This is a genomic window from Frankia sp. AiPa1, assembly GCF_023243075.1.
Lineage (GTDB): Bacteria > Actinomycetota > Actinomycetes > Frankiales > Frankiaceae > Frankia.
This window is the reverse complement of record NZ_JALKFZ020000191.1, coordinates 25,684-43,151: the sequence shown is the minus strand read 5'-3', so window position 1 is coordinate 43,151 and position 17,468 is coordinate 25,684. Positions and strand designations below refer to the sequence as shown.

The window sequence follows — 17,468 nt, the reverse complement described above, 5'->3', positions numbered from 1 at the left end:
CGACGTTCGGCAGCACCTGCCGGCCGGCGATGGCGACCGGCCCGGCGCCGCTGGCCCGGGCGGCGGCCATGAAGTCCATGCCGGTCAGCCGGATCGTCTCGGCCTCGGTGATCCGGGCGAGCGGCGGGACCAGCACCACCGACAGCGAGATCACCGTGGTGGTCGTGCCCGGCCCGAGCGCGGCGGCGATCGCGATGGCCAGCAGCACCGCCGGGAAGGCGTAGAGGACGTCGAGGGTCCGCATCACCAGGGCGTGCACCCGGCGTGGGGCGAGCCCGGCGCCGATGCCCAGCCCCCCGCCGACGATCCCGGCGACGGCGACCGGCAGCAGCGCTGAGATCATGCTCGGCCGTGCCCCGGCGACCACCCGGGCCAGCACGTCGCGGCCCTGCCCGTCGGTGCCGAGTAGATGTCCGCCGCTACCGGGCGAGAGCATCCGCCGGGACATCACGTTCGTCGTGACATCCCCGACCAGGTACGGTCCGACGGCGCCGAGCAGCACGAGCGCCACGGCCAGCCCGCCGAAGATCCACACTCCCCACGGGACGCCCCGCACCCGTACCCGCATCCGGTCATGTCCGCGGGCGCGGCCGGTCTGGTCGCCGTCCACGGGCGGGGCGGCCAGTTCCGGCCCGGGGATCTGCTGGAGGGTCATGAGGTCCGCACCCGGGAGTCGATGAGGGCGTGCGCGGTGTCGACAGCGATGTTCACGAGGACGAACGTCGCCGCGCTGATGAGCACGCCGGCCTGGGTCACCGGCAGGTCCCGGCTGCTGATCGAGGAGAACAGCAGCGAGCCGAGGCCCGGCCAACTGAAGATCGTCTCGACGAAGACGACCCCGCCGAGCAGGTAGCCCACCTGCAGCCCGGCGACCGTGAGCAGCGACGGCAGGGTGTTGTGCGCGGCGTGCCGCAGTACGCGCCGTTCGGGCAGACCGCGGGCGCGCAGCGCCTCGACGAAGTCGGCCCGCAACGTGTCCTGGAGCGAGGCCCGCAGCACCCGGCCGATCATGCCGGCGGGCACGAGGGCCGACGTCAGCGCCGGCAGGAAGCCGTGCCAGAGCAGGTCGCCGAGCCCGCCGCCGGTGGTGGCGTGCATCCCGGACACCGGGAACCAGCCGGTGTCCAGGGAGACGTAGATGATCAGGAGCAGGGCGACCGAGTACTGCGGCGCCGAGACCGAGATCGAGCTGATCGCCGAGCACACCCGCCCGGCGAGGCGACGCGGCCACAGCGCCGCCGCGCCCCCGAGCACCGTCCCGAGGACGAGGGCGAGCACCAGCGCGTAGCCCGCGAGGATCAGCGAGTTGCCGAACGCGTCGATCACCAGGCCGGCGACCGGCCGGTGCTGGGCGATGCTGTCCCCGAGGTCGCCGCGCAGCGCGTGGGTCAGCCAGCTCCAGAACTGGACGGCGACCCCGCGGTCGAGGCCGAGGCTCGCGCGGACCGCGTCCTTCTGCTGCTCGGTGGCGTTCACCCCGGCGAGCAGGGCCACCGGATCGCCGGGGATGAGCTTCACGGTGGCGAAGACGACGACGGCGACGCCGAGCAGCACCGGGACGCCATAGCCAAGTCGTCTGGCCAGAAAGCGGATCAATGGTCCTCCCCCGGGCAGGCGGTGAACCGGGGGTGGACCTCCCGCGACCGCAGCGACATCTGGTCGCCTCGGGCGCGCAGGATGGCGAAGTCGAACGGCGCACCGTGCTCGTCCCGGATCACCTGCTGCATGCCGAGCAACGGGCCGCCCACCGCCATCTCGAGCAGCTCGGCGATGTCGGCGTCCGCCCGCAGCGTCTCGATCAGCAGGTCCGAGCTCCCGACCGTGATCCCGGCGGTGTCGAGCAGGGCATACCAGTCACGATCGAACGGGGCGTCCGCGACGGCGGCCGCCTGCGGGAACCGCAGGTAGTTGGTGAACACGCCGAGCGACTGGCCGTAGAGGTAGCCGATGTACTCGTAGAGCAGGCAGTCCTCGCCGGCTGGCCGGCCAAGATGGCCGGCGACCACCGGCGGCATCGGGATCACGGCGAGGGCGAGGATCCGGTTGGACAGCCCGACGGCCGGGCGCTGGTTGTTGTCGGGGAACCCGGTGCCGTGGATCTCGACGAGCCTGGCGGCGAAGCGCTGCGCGACGGCCAGCGTTCCGGTGCCCTGGATGCGTTCGACGAGCCCCTCGTGGCGCAGCAGGTCCAGCGCCTCGCGCACGGTCGCCCGGGAGGACGCGAACGTCCGCATCAGGTCGGCCTCGCTGGGCAGATGGCCACCCCGGAAGCCACCGTCGATCACCTCCGCGCGGAGCATGTCCCGCAGCCAGCGCGCGGGCTGGTGGCGGCGGTCCCGGCGCGTCGCCGGGGTGGCTGTTGTCATGGCCGGCATGCTGCCGGCACCGCGATGACGGCCGCCGGTTCGCTCGGTTACGCCACCGTTGCGCCGGCAATGGCCGTCGATCAGCCCTGGGAACACGGCACTTTCCGTCGGCAACGCCGCCGCCGGCCCGGTCAGCGCCGCGCTCTGCCGGCCCGCGGCCCGCCCGTCGGCCCCGGGCCGTGTGCCACGCTGGTGCGACTGGTGCGACTGGTGCGACTGGTGCGACTGGTGCGACTGGTGCGACTGGTGCGACTGGTCGGGGGCGGGTGCTTGCTCGTCGTCGGGCCCCGGCTCGGCCTTCGGCTGCTGGTAGGCCCGGGAGAACAGCGCGAGCCGGTCCGCGCAGATCCGGGCGAAAGCCACATCGACCGGCTCGCCGTCCGGGCGGTGGATGACCTGCACGAGCAGAGTGAGGGGGGCGGCGATCGGCAGTGCCAGGGTGACCGCGTCGTGCTCGTCGGCGAGCGTGCCCTCGATCAGGAAGCTGCTCTGCCCGAGCTCGATGCCGCCGGCCCGCAGGAGCCGGTAGAAGTCGAGGCGCAGATCCTCGGGCCGCAGCGCCGAGGCGTCGGGCTGACGCACGTAGTTGGTGACGAGCGCCACCGGCAGCGCGTCCTGGCGCCCCAGGTAGTCGATGCGCAGCACCGGTCGCCCCGGCTCGATCGCCAGCCGCCGGGCGACCGGTGGTGCGGCCGGAACACAGGTCCAGTCGAGTACCTCGGCCGTCATGCCCAGCTCCCCGGCCAACGGCTCGACGCCGTGCGCCGCCCGCAGCGACGTCCAACCCCGGGCGGCGGAGACGAACGTCCCTCGTCCCCGCACCCGCTCGACGAGCCCCTCGGCCCGCAGCTGGTCCAGGGCTGCCCGCAGGTTCGCCCTGGACGCGGCGAACTGCGCGCACAGCGCGTCCTCCGCTGGCAGGACGCCCTGCGGGACATCACCGGCCATGATCTGCGCACGCAGCAGGTCCCGGACCCGGCGTACGAGGTCCCTTGTGCGTCGGGGTGGCTGGGTCGACGGCATCCCCACACCGTCGACGCGCCGGAGCACCGCGCGGTAACACCCGCGTTTCGGCTCCCGTCAACCGCGGCGCCGGGCACGTCATCCAGCAGTGTCAGCGCGACGTCACGGCCGGCCCGCGCCCTGTCGCGAACCCTGTTCTCGCTGACGCGGGCCCCTCGCCGCCGCGGAGGGTGGCCCGACGGCTACCTGGTGTGGTGTCGGACCCGTTCCGGTAGCAGCCCACTCAGCGGCCGCCGTGGAGATGCGGTTCCCCCAGGGGTCGGGGTCTGGCTGACCGCGGGGGCCGGTGGGGTTTCTACGCTCGCCTTCGTGCCCACTGTTGTATGAGGTTCGCGGTGGTGGGGTGGTCGACGGTGAGACGGCTGCCGAACGCGGTGTGCGCGGCGGCGAGCTTGCCGAGGAGCTTGCCGATCAGCGCTTCGCGTTCTTCGGCGGTGAGGTTTCCCCGGGTGATGAGCTTTGTGTAGCGGACGGTGTCGACGATGGCCGATTTGATGCGTTCGTGGGCGAGGTAGGTCTCGAGATCGGGTTGCCATCCCTCGATGGCGGGGCCGCGCAGGGTGGTGCTCCATCCCGTGATGAGGGTGGCATGTTCGTCGGGTTGGTAGCTCATCTTGTGAAGATGGACTGCGAGATCGTAGACGGGGTCACCCCAGAGAGCGAGCTCCCAGTCCAGAAAATAGGTGCGCCCCTCGAACGTGATCATGTTTTTTCGGTGGATGTCGGTGTGGAGGAGCCGAAAAGGTCTGCGGTGGAGGGTGGACCATCGGTCCTCAACCGCGGCGAGGGGGTTGTGGGGTATGCCGAACTGTGCGTACAGGTCGCCGTAGTCGGGCGAGAAACGCGCATACACGCCAGCCGTGACGGCGGACAGGTGTCGTGCGAAAACGGCGGTGTCCTGGTCGTCGGGCCAGCCAGCGGGTAGTTGCGGCAGGTGTTCGAGGGGGATGAGACCAAGCTGGCCGAACAGTTCGACGACATCGTCGATGATGTGGGTGGAGACGCGGACCCCGCGGGGGGCGACGGTGTCGAGGAGCTGACCGGGGAAGAACTCCACGACCTGGTACCCGGGCAGCGGGTGTGCGTAGAGAAGGCGCGGCGCGCGGGCGACGCTGCCGCGCAGGGCGCGGAGGATGCCGTTCTCCGGCCAGATCTTCAGGTCCATGGTGTCGGCGTCCGGAATGGGAATGCGGACGATCACATTGCCGGTGGGTGTGCTGAGGCGGATGTTGTGGTTGTAGAAGCCTGACGCGGATTCCGGGTGTTCTACCGCCTGCCGGTACAGGTCCTCGTGGCGCCAGGTGTGCCCGTCGAGGAGATCGCCGATGAACCGCGCGACGCGGGCATCGAGATCGGCCAGAGTGCCGAAGGGCTGGAGTGTCGCGCGCGCTCGCGTGGCCGAGCCGGCTATCTCGTCATCGGTGACGCCGAGGACCGCGAGCGTGTGGTCGGCGCACAGGATCATTGTCGGGTAGACCTCGGCGGCTTCCAGCTCACGGACGGACCACCGCAGCGAGATCAGGGTTTCTTCGATTCTGCCGCGCCGCGCATGCAGGACCGCCCGGTAGAACTCGGCGCGGGCCCGGCCGGAGCGGTAGCCGACCGCGTCGAGCGTGTCGCAGGCCGAGCGCAGAGAGGTTTCGGCTTCGTCGAGCTGGCCGCAGCGTAGCTGTCCGATGGCGAGCGCGGTGTAGGCCTTGCCGAGTTCGTGACGGGCGCCGATCTCCCGCTGGATCTCGATGGCCTGCCCCGCCTCGATCACGGCTTCGGCGGGGTGGGTGTGCGCGAGGAGTTCGGCGCGGTTGGTCTGGATGTTGGCCAGACCGAGAACGCTGTCCGCCGCGGTGTAGTGGGCGGCGGCTTCGTCGAGGTAACGGGCGGCGGCCTCGAAATCGAACGCGAACCGGTGGGCGAGGTGCCGCAGGCGTGCGACGTCGCCCCGCATCTCCGTCTCATGCGACGGCACCTCGTGATCGAGTTCGGCGGCCAGGGACTCGGCGGAACGGAACCGGCCCTGGGCCATGTGAAGGTCCGCCGCCCACAGGCCGGCGGTCCGCCGGCAGGCACCGGGACCCTGCTCCCAGACGCGGGTGTAGATGTCGAGCGCGGTGCCGGTGGCGCCCGCGATCCGCTGACCGTGCCCCGCGGCCACGGCGATCCGCGCGCCGACCATGGTGCGGATCGGCCGGGCGGACAGCGGATCGGGGATCAGAGCCGTGGCGGCGGCCGCATCGCCGAGACGCACCGCGGCCTCGGCTTCCAGGCACAGCAGCGCGTCGGGCAGATCGTCTCCACCCGGATCGTCACGGAGCCGGACGCGTAGATCCTCGGTGATACCGCGGGCGGCCCCGTGACCGCCGCGGCGGACCGCCCGGTCGGTGTAGTCGAGCAGGCCAGCGCCATCGACCGCGGCACTGCGCAGCGCGTGATAGGCCGCCTCACGCAACGCGCGGGCGGCATGCGCGCCGCTGTCCCGCCCGGATGCCTGATCGGCCCGGTTCTCCCACAGGCCGCGCAGCAGTCCGTGAATGTCCGCGGTGGCCGCCGCGGACAGACGTTCCCGCAGCGCGGATGCCATCAGTTGATGGAACCGGAGCGCGGGGCCTGCCGGGTAGACGAAGGAGTAGGCGGTCAGGGACTCCCAGGCGATCCGGTGGTCAGGTAGATGGTAGGCGGTGGTGAGCAGCCGAAAGGTGTCGTAGTCGAAGATCCGGGCCGGGCTCAGGACCTCCATGGATCGGATTTCCTCCGATGCCACGTTCTGCAGGAACCGGGCGAGGATCTCCTGTTGGGAGACGAGAGCTCCGCTGACCCGGCCACCGGTCTGCTGATGGGTGTCGACAGCGAGGTTCAGGTAGAAGGGAAGTCCGGCGCTGGCGTCCGCGATGGTCCTGCTCTGGATCGGGTCGCTGATGCCCCCGATATCGAGCAGTTCAAGTCTGGCCTCCATCGGCAGCCCACCGATGTCGCTGACCTGGATCAGGCCGTTCCATTCGGGATCGGTCAGTTCCCAGCGCAGTGGCTCCCGGCTCGCGATGACCACCAGGCCACGGTCAAGCTGCGCCACGAGGTCACGCAGCCAGACGTCCGCGAGCTGCGTGCGCCCGGTCCGCACCGGGCTCGGCACGAGCGCCTCATGGCTGTCCACGATGATCACGTAGGGTCTGTCCTGGCTCGCGGCCCGCAGATCCTCGGCGAACAGGAACGTCACGGCATCGGTGAGTTCACTGTTCGGGAGATCGTCAAGAGCGGCCAGGGTGGGGTCGCGCCGAACCCTCATCCGGCGGCGCACGTCCGAGGTGCCCCGCTCCAACAGTTTGATCAGCCCGCGTGCGGTACCGAACATCGGCAGCCCGGCCACTGTGTCCGCGATATCGGTGAGGATCGAACTGTCCTCGACGAAGGCCAGCTCCGACCGGTTGAGCCGCAGGTGCGGATGGAGCCGCTGCCAAAGGACGGCGTAGGCGATGTCGAACCGGTCGAAATGAACCCCCTGCGCGCCGAGTGCGGTACGCAGAACCGCGAGGGCGTCTTCCTGCTGGCGCATTGCCTGCACCTGAAGGTCAAGCGACGCGGTCCGGTGGTCAACGGCAGCGCGGCTCCTCAGTTCGTGGAGCAGCCTCGATTTTCCGATACCACCCACACCGGTCACGTTGAAAATCCGCGGCTCCCGGCCGGCTCTCGCGAGTTCGGCGTTGAATGCCGCGAGCACCGGTTCACGATCCACGAAACGGCGCTGCAGGGCCGCTACTCGCTGAAAACGTGACGTCGGCGCCATGCAATCCTCCGAACCGGAAAAGACCGGGAATGTCCGATGACGATGCAATCATAGCCAGCGTCATCGTGCCGGCTGATCGACGGTCTGCCACAGACCTGACACCCCGCAGCCCCCGCCGGTACACCCGCCGGGGAACGACAAACAGGCAAACGAGGGCGAGGGTGTGGACGTGGACCGGTGACGGTGACGGGGACGGGGATCTGGACTCGCGGTGGGCGCCCGCTCGTACCACCATCGGTCCGGGAGCGGCCGGCCCGGCAGGGGCGGGCCTGACGGGAGCCGCCGGGTGCGGGGCGCCGCGGGATTCGTCCCGCGCGACCGGTACGCGTCGGCGGCCCAGCGCGTGTCGGCTACCAGCTGGAATGGAAGGACCGTACTGGTGAGTGAGTACGCCGTTATCGACCCGGCCACGGGGGAGGTGGTCCGGGAGTACCCGACCGCCAGCGACGAGCAGGCCGCGGCGGCGGTCGCCGCCGCGGCGGGGGCCTACCCCGACTGGTCTCGCACGCGGACCGTCGCCGACCGCGCCGCGTTGGTGCGTCGCGTCGCCGAGCGGCACGGCGAGCGCCGTGCGGAGCTGGCCCGGATCATCCAGCGCGAGATGGGCAAGCCCTACGACCAGGCGGTGGCCGAGGTCGACTTCTGCGTCGACATCTACGGCTACTACGCCGACAACGCGCAGGCGCTGCTCGCCGACGAGCCGGTGCCGCTGCTGGCCGGGGACGGCAACGCCGTCGTCCGCCGCGGCCCGGTCGGGGTGCTGCTCGGGATCATGCCGTGGAACTACCCGTACTACCAGGTCGCACGGTTCGCCGGGCCGAACCTGGTGCTCGGCAACACCATTGTGCTCAAACACGCGCCGCAGTGCCCGGAGTCGGCCGAGGCCCTACAGCAGATCTTCCTCGACTCCGGCCTGCCCGAGGGTGCCTACGTCAACCTCTACGCGACCAACGACCAGATCGCCGAGGTGATCGCCGACCCGCGGGTGCGGGGCGTCTCGCTGACGGGCTCGGAGCGGGCTGGCACCGCGGTGGCCGAGATCGCCGGGCGGCACCTGAAGAAGGTCGTCCTGGAGCTGGGCGGCTCGGATCCGTTCCTCGTGCTGAGCACCGACGACCTCGACGTCACCGTCGCGGCGGCGGTCGAGGCCCGCCTGGAGAACACCGGGCAGGCCTGCAACGCCGCCAAGCGGTTCATCGTCGCGGACGGCCTCTACGACGACTTCGTCACGAGGTTCACCGCGCGGATCATCGCCGCGGCCGACGGCATCGCTCCGCTGTCGTCGGCCGCCGCGGCGCGGAACCTGGAGAGCCAGGTCGCACGGGCGGTCGCGCAGGGCGCCCGGTACGCCGGCGCCGGCGAACGCCGCGGGGCGTTCTTCCCGCCCGGCGTACTGACCGGGGTCAGGCCCGGCGACGATGCCTACGGCCAGGAACTGTTCGGCCCCGTCGGCATCGTCTTCGCGGCGAGCTCCGAGGACGAGGCGGTGCGGTTGGCCAACGACACCCCATTCGGCCTCGGCTCCTACGTCTTCACCACCGACCCTGACCAGGCCGCCCGCGTCGCCGACCGGCTCGACGCCGGGATGGTGTTCGTCAACGGCGTCGGGCTGGAAGGAGCCGAGCTGCCGTTCGGCGGGGTGAAACGCTCCGGTTTCGGCCGTGAGCTGGGCCGGTTCGGCATCGATGAGTTCGTCAACCGGAAGCTCATCCGCACCGCGGGCTGACGGCGCCCGGCCGCTCGCGGGAACGGCTCATGCGCCGAGGCGACGGCGCGGCCCTCGCGGTCGGGTCATTCGGGTTTTGCCGCGACTCCCTCGTAGCCGTAGCCGATGAACTCGGGGCCCACCCGGTAGTGGTCGAGGCTTCGCAGCGCCAGGCCGGCCTTCGTGACCAGCTCGTCGATGGGCCGGTTGAGGTGGCAGCCGCCGAACAGCCGGCCCCAGGCCGGGGTGAGCTGGTCCTGCCGGCGGGCGACCCGCTCCCGTGGGGAGCGACCATGCTCGGTGAAATGCAGTGTCCCACCGGGGCGCAGGACGCGAAGGGCCTCCCGCAGCGCCTGGTCCACGTCGGGGATGGTGCACAACGTCCAGGTCACCAGCACGTGGTCGACCGAGGCGTCGGCGAGCGCCAACCGCTGTCCGTCCCGCCCGACGACGTCGACGGGCACGGTGGCAGCGGCGATCCGCCGCCGCGCCAGCCGTAGGCCGGTCGCCGCGGGCTCGACCACCAGGACCCGGCTGACCTGCGCCGGCAGGTGCGACAGGTTGCGACCCGAGCCGAAACCGATCTCCAGCACGGTCCCGCTCAGCCCGGCGGTCACCCGGGCCCGCGCCGGCTCCACCACTCGCCCGAGCGCGACGTCAATGATCCGCGGTACCACCTGCTCCGTATAGATCCCCATCCACACTCCTCCATCGCCCGCCGCAACCCCGGCCTGGCCCACAGCCGGCCTACCGCCCACGACAGTCTCATCCAGAGAAGGACGCGCATGGGCGTAGCACCCTGTAGCACACGGTGCTACGGTGACGGCGTGAGCACTCCCGAGATCACCCAGCGGGATCTGCGGTCGAGATCGCGGGAGATCATGGACGCTGTCGAAAGCGGGCAGTCCTTTACGGTCACCCGGGATGGTCGCGAGATCGGTCAGCTCGTCCCCATCCGACGCAGGCGTCGGTTCATCTCCCGGGAGGAGTTCGCCGCGATGTCGCGCAACGCCCCCCACTCTGATCTGGACGCGTTTCGTGCCGATCAGAATGCGGCGGTCGACCAGTGGCAGGACGAGCGCATATGAGCGGCGAGCCGGTCCGGCGAGGTCTGCTCGACACCAACATCGTCATCCTTCGGCACTGGATTCCCCCGGAGGATCTCCCGGACGAGATGGCGATCAGCGCGGTGACGCTCGCCGAGCTCTCCGCCGGCCCGCACGAGGTCCGCCGCAATGACGAGCAGGATCGGTACGACGAACACGAGGAACGGGCCCGGCGGACAGAGACGCTCCAGCGGGCCGAGAACGAGTTCGATCCCATCCCGTTCGACGCCGAGGCGGCGCGGCTCTACGGCCGGGTGTCCGCCGCTGTCGTGGCCGCTGGACGCAAACCGCGCCGCCGCGTCGCTGATCTGATGATCGCCTCCACGGCGATCGCGGAGGGCCTGCCCCTGTTCACCACCAACCCCGCCGACTATGCCGGCCTGGAACAACTCATGGACGTGGTGCCGGTCGCGCGACCTTCCGCGCCGCCGGAGAAATAGCGCTGGTCTCGGCGCCGCGCGCCACATCGAGGGCTGGCTCGCCAACCACCACGAAGTCGACTTTCGAGGCGTACCGGGTGGACACTGTCGTACACGCGGGCCGGGTCGCGCCGGGCGGCGCTCGACATGCGGGTGGACCACGTTGGACGCGGCGTGCGGGCGGTCCAGATCCCTTTTCCGCTGCCCGGGTACGCCGCGCCCGCACAGGTGTGCGAGGGTGGCGGCCGCGGGGGATGGATCGGAAGGCGGGTCAGTGGGCAGCGATGAAGGGTCGGGCGGCTACACGATGCCGCTCGAACGTGGCAAGATCCGCGAGTTCGCCGCCGCGACCGGAAGCGCGTCGCCCGCCTATGTCGACGACCCGGCACCGCCCATCCCGCCGACCTTCCTGCGGACCCAGATCTTCTGGTCGCCCGCGGACGGTTCGGGGCCGAAACTGCCCGACGGCCTGGAGCTTGACGTCCGGCGCATCCTGCATGGCCAGCAGGAGTACATCTTCTTCGGTCCGCCTCCGCGTGCGGGCGAGGAACTCACCGTCACCTCTCGGGTCGAGTCGGTCACCGAGAAGCAGGGTAGGCGTGGTGGCACGATGACCGTGATCGTCTTCGTCGACGACTTCGCCAACGGCGAGGGCGCACTCGTGGCCCAGGGTCGCCAGACCGTGATCCAGACCGGGAGGGCACCGTCATGACCTACGCCAGTGGCGACACCCTGCCGGAACGCGCGTTCGGCCCGATCAGCCGGACCGACATCGTCCGCTACCAGGGTGCCAGCGGCGACTTCAATCCGATTCACCACGACGAGGAGTTCGCGAGGTCGGCCGGCTTCCCCACCGTCTTCAGCGTCGGGATGCTGCAGGCGGGCTATGTCGCGACCTATCTGACCGACCTGTTCGGGCCGGACAACGTGCGCCGGTTCGGGGTGCGTTTCGAGGAGCAGGTGTGGCCGGGCGACGTTCTCACGGTCACCGGAACGGTCAGTGACCTGACCGTGGAAAACGGTGAGAAGGTCATCGCCATCCAGGTTGTCGCCACCCGTCAGACCGGAGGCAAGGCGATCACCGCCTGGGCCTCGTTCGCGGCCTGACACCTCGAGTGACACCTCGAGTGGAGAGCTCGGTGGCGGACTGGACCGTCGCGCGGGCGATGGTGCGGCATCCGAAGCTGTGCTCGGCGACCACGACGGTCGGTGAGGTCCGCCGGATGTTCGCCGACGACCATGTGCACGCCGTGCCGATCACTGCCGGTCGCCGTCTGATCTCGTTGATCGACCGGGATGACGTTGGCCAGGACGTGCCGGACGAGCTGCTGGCCGCGCCGCTGGGCCGGCTTTCGGGTCGCGTCGTGTCGCCGGACGCCGCCGCGGACGTCATCCTCGAACAGATGATCAGGTCGGGCCGCCGCCGCCTCGCGGTCGTCGACGATACCGGCTCGTTGCTGGGTCTGCTGTGCCTGAAACGAAAGCGCACCGGATTCTGCTCGGACGAGGACGTCCTGGCGCGCCGCAACGATCCTCGGACGTGAGCCGGCCGGTCGGAGCGAGAATCCGATGTGCCGCACCGAAGGCGGAAAGACCCGTCGGCCGGACCGGTCTTACGCGGTGATCGCGGGCCAGTCACTGGCAGAGGGTAGCGGTTGGCGGAACAGCCGGGCGGCGTTGCCGCCGGCGATCATCACGGCCTCGTGCCGCGGGAGGTCGGCGAAGCGCTTGCGCAGCAGGTCCTGGGAGCCCGGCCAGGTCGAGTCGGCGTGCGGGAAGTCCGTCTCGAACAGGATGTGATCGATACCGATCAGATGGCGCTGGTCGAGCGTGCCGGGATCGTCGAGCATGCAGAAGTAGAAGTTGCGGCGCAGCACCTCGCTCGGCGTCAGGTCGTACGTCCACGGCGTCCCGCCGCCGCCGGAGTGCTCGAGCACGTAGTCGAGGCGGTTGATCGCCATCGGGACCCAGCCGATCCCACCCTCACTCAGCGCGATCCTGAGATCCGGGTACAGCGACGGGATGCCCGCCCACACCCAGTCGATGGCGGCACAGTAGGCGCCGGCCGGGAACAGCGAGGTCTGCACGTTCAGCCCGCCGCCGGGCGAACCCTGCAGGACGAAGCCACTCGCGCCGCAGTGCAGCGAGAGGACGGTGTCGGTCTCCTCGCACGCCTTGAAGAACGGCTCCCAGTGCCCGATGTTGGTGATCGGCGGCAGCTTGAGCAGGTGCGGCGACTCCAGGAACGAGACCGAGGTGAACCCGCGCTCGGCGTTGCGCCGGACCTCCTCGGCGGCGATCTTCGGGTCCCGCAGCCAGGGCAGCTGCATCGGGATGAACCGCTGCGGGTAGGCGCCATGCCATTCCTCGAGCATCCAGCTGTTCCACGCCCGGATGGCGGCGAGGCCGACCTCCTCGTTGGCGTTCATCGACAGCGCGCGCCCGGTGAAGCCCCAGGCCCCGGACGGGAAGCACAGCGACGCCCAGATGCCGTCGACGTCCATGTCCCGCACCCGGGCGTGGACGTCCCAGGCGGAGCGGCGCATCTCGGCGAAGTTCAGCGGGTCGAGGGTCCACTCGGCCTTCGGGCGCCCGGCCACCACGCTCATCCCGTTGTCGCGGTAGAGCCGGTCGCGGTAGAGCCAGGCCTCCAGGCCATCCGGTGTGGTGATCAGATGGGGAGCCTGGTCGCGCAGGTGCGCCGGGAAGCGCCGGACGAACAGGTCCGCGGGCTCGGTGAGATGGTCATCCACCGAGACGATCGAGTAGCTGCGCTCCTGCGGCTCGGGATCCGGAAGCAGCTGCCAGTTCGGCCTCGGCATGATGCGCTCCTGACACAGGTCGGTCGATCGCGTCCGTGGATGGGTAAACGCTCACTCGCATCCTAGCGCTGACGCGCCCGCGCGAGGGCCGCCTCCGTGAGCGTGCCGTCAGTCGTGGGCGCCGTCAGTCGATCAACTGGTCCTGGGAGGCGGGACGGCGGCGCGGAGTGGCCTGGATCTCGCCGTCGAGGAGCTCCGCGGGCATGGCGCTGGCTCCCGCGTTCGGTTCCGGGCTGACCGCCGAGTTCGTACCGTCGGCGCGCAGCACGCCGCGCCGGGTCAGCTCGCCGACGACCTGTTCCGCGACGGCGGTGGCGTCCGCGAGCCGTGTCCGGGAGGCCAGCCGGGGGTCACCGGCGACGATCGCCTCGATGACCCGGCGGTGTGCCTCGACGATCTCGGCGTGGCCGCGGCGGTCGCACTGGGCCGCGGCCCAGCCGAGAAACCCGCCGTAGCCGTGCAGTTCGGCGCGCAGCCGTGGAGTCGCACCGGCCCGGTTCTGCAGCCGGAGGATCTCGCCGGCCACGTCCTGGCGGCGCGCCACCAGATCGCCGCTGCTTGCGAGCTCGGCGAGCAGGCTCGTCAGCGCCTCGAGCACCCGCGGGTCGCGGTCCAGCGCGACGCGGGCAGCGGCCACCCCGCCGAGCAGGCCGAGGACGTGGAAGTCCGCGCGCAGCGTCCGCGCGTCGAAGTGCTGCACGAAGGTCGCCCGGTGCACCTGCGCGGACACCAGGCCGTCCCGTTCGAGCAGCACCAGGGCCTCCCGGACCGGGGTTGGGCTCACGTCGAGCGCGGCGGCGAGGCGCTCGACGTAGATCCGGTCCCCGCAGCGCAGGCGTCCCTCGAAGATCTCCCGCTGCACGTACTCGACGACGACCGCGCTCGTCTTCGTCCGCTGCGGCACGGATGAAGTACCCATCGCGCCATCGTGGCCACGGCCTGTCAACCCGGTCAAATAAAAAATAAAAAATTGCCAGCGGTCACATGTGAGTGTACGTTCACTCTGATCTGGCAAGTGATCGGGGTGGACGCAAGGAGGCTACGGATGGTCAAGCTGGCTGAAAACCTGCGCGTGCTCGACGCGGACGCGCACATGACCGAGCGCCATGACCTGTTCACCGAGCGGGCCCCGAAGGGCTATGAGGACCGGGTGCCCCACGTCGAGCACATCGACGGCGTGGACATGTGGGTGGTCGACGGCCGGACGTTCGGCAAGGCGGGCTCCGGTGGCACCATCGATCACGACGGCAAGAAGCATCCGTTCAGGGCCTCCCAGGGCGGGTCGTGGACGATCAACGACGTGCATCCCGCCGCGTGGAACCCGGTGGAGCGCCTGCGCCTGATGGACGAGCTGGGCATCTACACCCAGGTCCTCTACCCGAACGAGATCGGCATCGGCGGGCAGAACCTGCGGAACTCGGTCAAGGACGAGGTGATCCTGCGCCTGTGCATCGAGCTCTACAACGACGCGATGGCCGAGGTGCAGGAGCAGTCGGGCAACCGGCTGCTGCCCATGCCGATCATGCCGGCATGGGACATCGCGTCCTGCGTCCGCGAGGCCGAGCGCTGCGCCGCCATGGGCGCGCGCGGGGTCAACATGACCGCCGACCCGCAGGACTCCGGCTCGCCCGACCTTGGCGACCCGGCCTGGGACCCGTTCTGGGCGGTCTGCGCCGGGCTCAACCTGCCCGTCCACTTCCACATCGGCGCCAGCCAGACGTCACTCGTCTACTTCGGCACGACCTTCTGGCCGAGCCAGGACGACTACGTCAAGCCCGCGATCGGCGGCGCCTCCCTGTTCCAGAACAACTCGCGGCTTCTGCTCAACAGCGCGTATTCCGGGATATTCGACCGGCACCCCAACCTCAAGATGGTCTCGGTCGAGAGCGGCATCGGCTGGATTCCGTTCATGCTCGAGGCGATGGACTACGAGCTGAAGGAGAACGCGCCCGCCTGGACCGACAAGCTGAACAAGCTCCCGTCCGAGTACTTCCGGGACAACTGGTACGCGACCTTCTGGTTCGAGACCGGCCGAGGCGACCTGCAGCACCTCATCGACCAGATCGGCGAGGACAACATCATGTTCGAGACGGACTTCCCGCACCCGACCAGCCTGCACCCGAACCCGCTCGAGATCGTCGCCGAGACGATCGCCACCCTGCGCCCCGAGACCCAGCGCAAGGTCATGGGCGAGAACGGCGCCAAGCTCTACCGCGTCTGAGCCGCGAGCGCCGCCCGCTTTGCGCAGTGGGCTGGTGTCCGGTGTGCCGACCTGGGTACCGGGAGTGCTTTTGGGTGCTCTCGGTGACGGATGCGGGTCGGCTGGCGGCTGCATGTGCGGACAACGGGACTAGCCTGGCGTGATGGGTTCCGCGCAGCCGTCTCGGGCCGGCACATCCGCCTCTGCGTCGCCGAACGCCACGCCGTCGGAAGCAGCGCCGTCGGAAGCGGTGCCGTCGGGCACCGAGCTGCCGATGACCGTGCCGTCGGGATCCGCGCGACCAGGTGTGACGGCGCTGGAGCGGCTGGAGGTGGGGGTTTCGGCGCTGGTGCGGTGGAGCGAGAGCCGGCACATCCGTAGGGAGATCGCCCAGAGCTCGGGCTGCGAGCTGGCGCCGAGTGAGTTGCGGCTGCTGGAGTTCTTCGGTCTTGTGGAGCCGTTGCGGATCTCTGTGATCGCCGAGTGCATGCAGGTCGATGTCTCCACGGTCTCGCTGCAGCTGCGCCGGCTGCGCGAGAACCACCTCGTCCAGACGATCCCCGTGCTAGGAGACCGCCGCGCGAGCCTGATCGCCATCACACCGCAGGGACGCGCGACGGTCGAGAGGGTGCGCGCAGCACGGCACGTGCTTCTGCGGGCGGTGTTCGCCGATGTGCCCGACGACCGGCTTGACCAGGCCGCCGACGTGCTGTTGCGCATCCATGAGCACATGCTCGCCGGGCTGGCCGAGCAACTCGGGCTCGGCGCCACGGACGAAGCGGCCCCGCGCTGACTTCTTCTTTCGTCCCGCATCGGATACTTTGATAGTTCAAAGTATCCGATGCGTGGAGCCGTGTCCGCCTGGTGGAACGGGTCCCAGGTGGAAATGGAGAAGCGGTGGTGGCGGTCGCAGTGATCACGGGTGGTACCGACGGCATCGGCCGCGGGCTCGCCGAGGAGTACCTGCGCCGGGGTTATGAGGTGCTCGTCATCGGGCGCAGCGAGCGGAAGGGCCGAGCTTTCGCGGGCATCGGCGAGCGGGCTCATTTCCTGAGCGCCGACCTGAGCGAGGTCGCGGAGAACCGTCGCCTGGCCGAGTGGATCGCGCAGCGATATCCGGTGCTCGACGTGCTGGTGCTCGGCGCGAGGTACCACCGGTCGGCCCGGGTGCAGACCGTCGACGGCTTCGAGAGCAACTTCGGGCTGTTCTATCTCAGCAGATTCCTGCTCAGTCATGGGCTGGTCGGACCGCTGAGCCGGGCCGAGCACCCGGTCGTGCTGAACTTCGGCGCCGCCTGGCAGACCGGCCCGGTGCGCTGGGATGATCTGCAGCTGGAGCGGGGCTATCACGGTGTCGGGGCGATGGGGCATGCCGGCCGGCTCAACGACCTGCTCGGTGTCAGTTTCGTCGACCGGTACGCCGACGAAGGCATCCGGTACGTCGTGAATCACCCAGGGGTGGTCGTCACAAGTTTCGCCGGGGAGTATGATCATTCCCCGGTGACCGCCGCGCAGGTCGACCAGCTGCGCGTGACCGGGAAGTCGGTGGCGACAGCCGTCGCGCAGATTTTTCCCTTCCTCGAGCCGCCCGCCGCCCATGCGTCCGTGGTCGCGCCTGCCGGGCGGGAACGACTGACCGCGGTGCTCGAAGGTGAGCGCGTCCCGCTGGATCCGGGATCGCGTGACCTCGAGGACGCTCGCCGCCTGCACGACATCACCCTGAAGTTGCTGCGGATGGCGGCCTGAGGCGGGCGGCTCAGTCGCGTCTGCCGGTGGGAGCCGTCGCCGCCGCAGTGCGGGAACACGAGCGATACGCTGGCTTTATGTGATGGCGTAGTCGCAGGTTGGTCGGCTGTTGACAGGTTCGCCCGCTTCGGTCAATCTGCGAGGTATGACCTCGGCTCGGCGTGCAGCGCGGCGGTTCGACCTCAGTCTGCGACAGCTGTCGAACGCGCTCTGTAACGGCAGGCTGCCGGCGGTCTAGGCGCCGAAGGCCCAGGCCCGCCCCGGGGCCGCGCCGCCGCGTGGTCGTGCGGCGTAGGCCGGGTT

General features: G+C 70.1%; 17 protein-coding genes. 10 read left to right on the top strand and 7 right to left on the bottom strand.

Annotation, left to right across the window (positions count from 1 at the left end; all coding sequences use genetic code 11):
• From MXD95_RS26850 to MXD95_RS26835, 4 genes are all read right to left on the bottom strand, one after another.
• A partial coding sequence (locus MXD95_RS26850; RefSeq protein WP_250643529.1) for an ABC transporter permease occupies window positions 1–655 on the bottom strand: 655 nt, incomplete at its 3' end.
• The gene (locus tag MXD95_RS26845; protein ID WP_250643528.1) at window positions 652–1,596 is read right to left on the bottom strand and encodes an ABC transporter permease; all 945 of its coding nucleotides are present in this window, start codon (window positions 1,594–1,596) and stop codon (window positions 652–654) included. The genes MXD95_RS26845 and MXD95_RS26850, both read right to left, overlap by 4 nt.
• Window positions 1,593–3,389, bottom strand: a complete 1,797-nt coding sequence (locus MXD95_RS26840; protein WP_250643527.1) for a GntR family transcriptional regulator — start codon at window positions 3,387–3,389, stop codon at window positions 1,593–1,595. The genes MXD95_RS26845 and MXD95_RS26840 overlap by 4 nt, the downstream gene beginning before the upstream one ends.
• A gap of 295 nt (window positions 3,390–3,684) precedes the next feature.
• The gene (locus tag MXD95_RS26835; protein WP_250643526.1) at window positions 3,685–6,936 is read right to left on the bottom strand and encodes an aminoglycoside phosphotransferase family protein; all 3,252 of its coding nucleotides are present in this window, start codon (window positions 6,934–6,936) and stop codon (window positions 3,685–3,687) included.
• A 33-nt stretch (window positions 6,937–6,969) separates the two neighbouring features.
• On the opposite strand from MXD95_RS26835, the gene MXD95_RS26830 reads away from it, so the two are divergent.
• Complete coding sequence (locus MXD95_RS26830; protein WP_250643525.1) at window positions 6,970–7,155, top strand: hypothetical protein; 186 nt, start codon at window positions 6,970–6,972, stop codon at window positions 7,153–7,155.
• A 391-nt stretch (window positions 7,156–7,546) separates the two neighbouring features.
• A complete protein-coding gene (locus tag MXD95_RS26825; protein ID WP_250643524.1) occupies window positions 7,547–8,893 on the top strand; it encodes an NAD-dependent succinate-semialdehyde dehydrogenase in 1,347 nt (448 codons plus the stop codon).
• Window positions 8,894–8,958: 65 nt separating this feature from the next.
• On the opposite strand, the gene MXD95_RS26820 is transcribed toward MXD95_RS26825, so the two are convergent.
• Window positions 8,959–9,570 carry a class I SAM-dependent methyltransferase gene (locus tag MXD95_RS26820; RefSeq protein WP_250643523.1) on the bottom strand — a complete coding sequence of 204 codons (612 nt, stop codon included), beginning with the start codon at window positions 9,568–9,570 and terminating at the stop codon, window positions 8,959–8,961.
• Window positions 9,571–9,699: 129 nt separating this feature from the next.
• Between MXD95_RS26820 and MXD95_RS26815 the strand changes: the two genes are divergently transcribed.
• The 5 genes from MXD95_RS26815 (at window position 9,700) to MXD95_RS26795 (ending at window position 11,941) form a co-directional block, all read left to right on the top strand.
• On the top strand, window positions 9,700–9,960 hold the full coding sequence (locus MXD95_RS26815) for a type II toxin-antitoxin system Phd/YefM family antitoxin (RefSeq protein ID WP_250643522.1): 261 nt from the start codon (window positions 9,700–9,702) through the stop codon (window positions 9,958–9,960).
• Window positions 9,957–10,418: a type II toxin-antitoxin system VapC family toxin gene (locus MXD95_RS26810; protein ID WP_250643521.1), complete on the top strand. Its 462-nt coding sequence runs from the start codon at window positions 9,957–9,959 to the stop codon at window positions 10,416–10,418. Before MXD95_RS26815 ends, MXD95_RS26810 begins: the two co-directional genes overlap by 4 nt.
• Window positions 10,419–10,671: 253 nt before the next feature.
• The gene (locus tag MXD95_RS26805; RefSeq protein ID WP_250643520.1) at window positions 10,672–11,109 is read left to right on the top strand and encodes an FAS1-like dehydratase domain-containing protein; all 438 of its coding nucleotides are present in this window, start codon (window positions 10,672–10,674) and stop codon (window positions 11,107–11,109) included.
• A complete protein-coding gene (locus MXD95_RS26800; protein ID WP_250643519.1) occupies window positions 11,106–11,504 on the top strand; it encodes a MaoC/PaaZ C-terminal domain-containing protein in 399 nt (132 codons plus the stop codon). Before MXD95_RS26805 ends, MXD95_RS26800 begins: the two co-directional genes overlap by 4 nt.
• A 32-nt stretch (window positions 11,505–11,536) precedes the next feature.
• Complete coding sequence (locus MXD95_RS26795) at window positions 11,537–11,941, top strand: CBS domain-containing protein (protein ID WP_250643518.1); 405 nt, start codon at window positions 11,537–11,539, stop codon at window positions 11,939–11,941.
• A 69-nt stretch (window positions 11,942–12,010) separates the two neighbouring features.
• Here the strand turns inward: MXD95_RS26795 and MXD95_RS26790 are convergent, their stop codons facing one another.
• Together MXD95_RS26790 and MXD95_RS26785 are read right to left on the bottom strand one after the other, a co-directional pair.
• A complete protein-coding gene (locus MXD95_RS26790) occupies window positions 12,011–13,219 on the bottom strand; it encodes an amidohydrolase family protein (RefSeq protein WP_250643517.1) in 1,209 nt (402 codons plus the stop codon).
• Window positions 13,220–13,343: 124 nt separating this feature from the next.
• Window positions 13,344–14,138 carry a GntR family transcriptional regulator gene (locus MXD95_RS26785; protein WP_250643516.1) on the bottom strand — a complete coding sequence of 265 codons (795 nt, stop codon included), beginning with the start codon at window positions 14,136–14,138 and terminating at the stop codon, window positions 13,344–13,346.
• Between the two features lie 126 nt (window positions 14,139–14,264).
• On the opposite strand from MXD95_RS26785, the gene MXD95_RS26780 reads away from it, so the two are divergent.
• The 3 genes from MXD95_RS26780 (at window position 14,265) to MXD95_RS26770 (ending at window position 17,165) form a co-directional block, all read left to right on the top strand.
• A complete protein-coding gene (locus MXD95_RS26780; RefSeq protein WP_250643515.1) occupies window positions 14,265–15,440 on the top strand; it encodes an amidohydrolase family protein in 1,176 nt (391 codons plus the stop codon).
• Window positions 15,441–15,693: 253 nt separating this feature from the next.
• Window positions 15,694–16,212 carry a MarR family winged helix-turn-helix transcriptional regulator gene (locus MXD95_RS26775; RefSeq protein WP_250643514.1) on the top strand — a complete coding sequence of 173 codons (519 nt, stop codon included), beginning with the start codon at window positions 15,694–15,696 and terminating at the stop codon, window positions 16,210–16,212.
• 107 nt (window positions 16,213–16,319) lie between these two features.
• A complete protein-coding gene (locus tag MXD95_RS26770; protein WP_250643513.1) occupies window positions 16,320–17,165 on the top strand; it encodes an SDR family NAD(P)-dependent oxidoreductase in 846 nt (281 codons plus the stop codon).
• The last annotated feature ends 303 nt before the right edge of the window (window positions 17,166–17,468 follow it).

Bases quoted from the DNA above. Each gene is read 5' to 3' on its own strand.
- MXD95_RS26840 (WP_250643527.1), bottom strand. From the start codon at position 3,389: ATGCCGTCGACCCAGCCACCCCGACGCACAAGGGACCTCGTACGCCGG.
- MXD95_RS26835 (WP_250643526.1), bottom strand. From the start codon at position 6,936: ATGCGCCAGCAGGAAGACGCCCTCGCGGTTCTGCGTACCGCACTCGGC.
- MXD95_RS26820 (WP_250643523.1), bottom strand. From the start codon at position 9,570: ATGGGGATCTATACGGAGCAGGTGGTACCGCGGATCATTGACGTCGCG.
- MXD95_RS26810 (WP_250643521.1), top strand. From the start codon at position 9,957: ATGAGCGGCGAGCCGGTCCGGCGAGGTCTGCTCGACACCAACATCGTC.
- MXD95_RS26800 (WP_250643519.1), top strand. From the start codon at position 11,106: ATGACCTACGCCAGTGGCGACACCCTGCCGGAACGCGCGTTCGGCCCG.
- MXD95_RS26790 (WP_250643517.1), bottom strand. From the start codon at position 13,219: ATGCCGAGGCCGAACTGGCAGCTGCTTCCGGATCCCGAGCCGCAGGAG.
- MXD95_RS26785 (WP_250643516.1), bottom strand. From the start codon at position 14,138: ATGGGTACTTCATCCGTGCCGCAGCGGACGAAGACGAGCGCGGTCGTC.
- MXD95_RS26780 (WP_250643515.1), top strand. From the start codon at position 14,265: ATGGTCAAGCTGGCTGAAAACCTGCGCGTGCTCGACGCGGACGCGCAC.
- MXD95_RS26775 (WP_250643514.1), top strand. From the start codon at position 15,694: ATGACCGTGCCGTCGGGATCCGCGCGACCAGGTGTGACGGCGCTGGAG.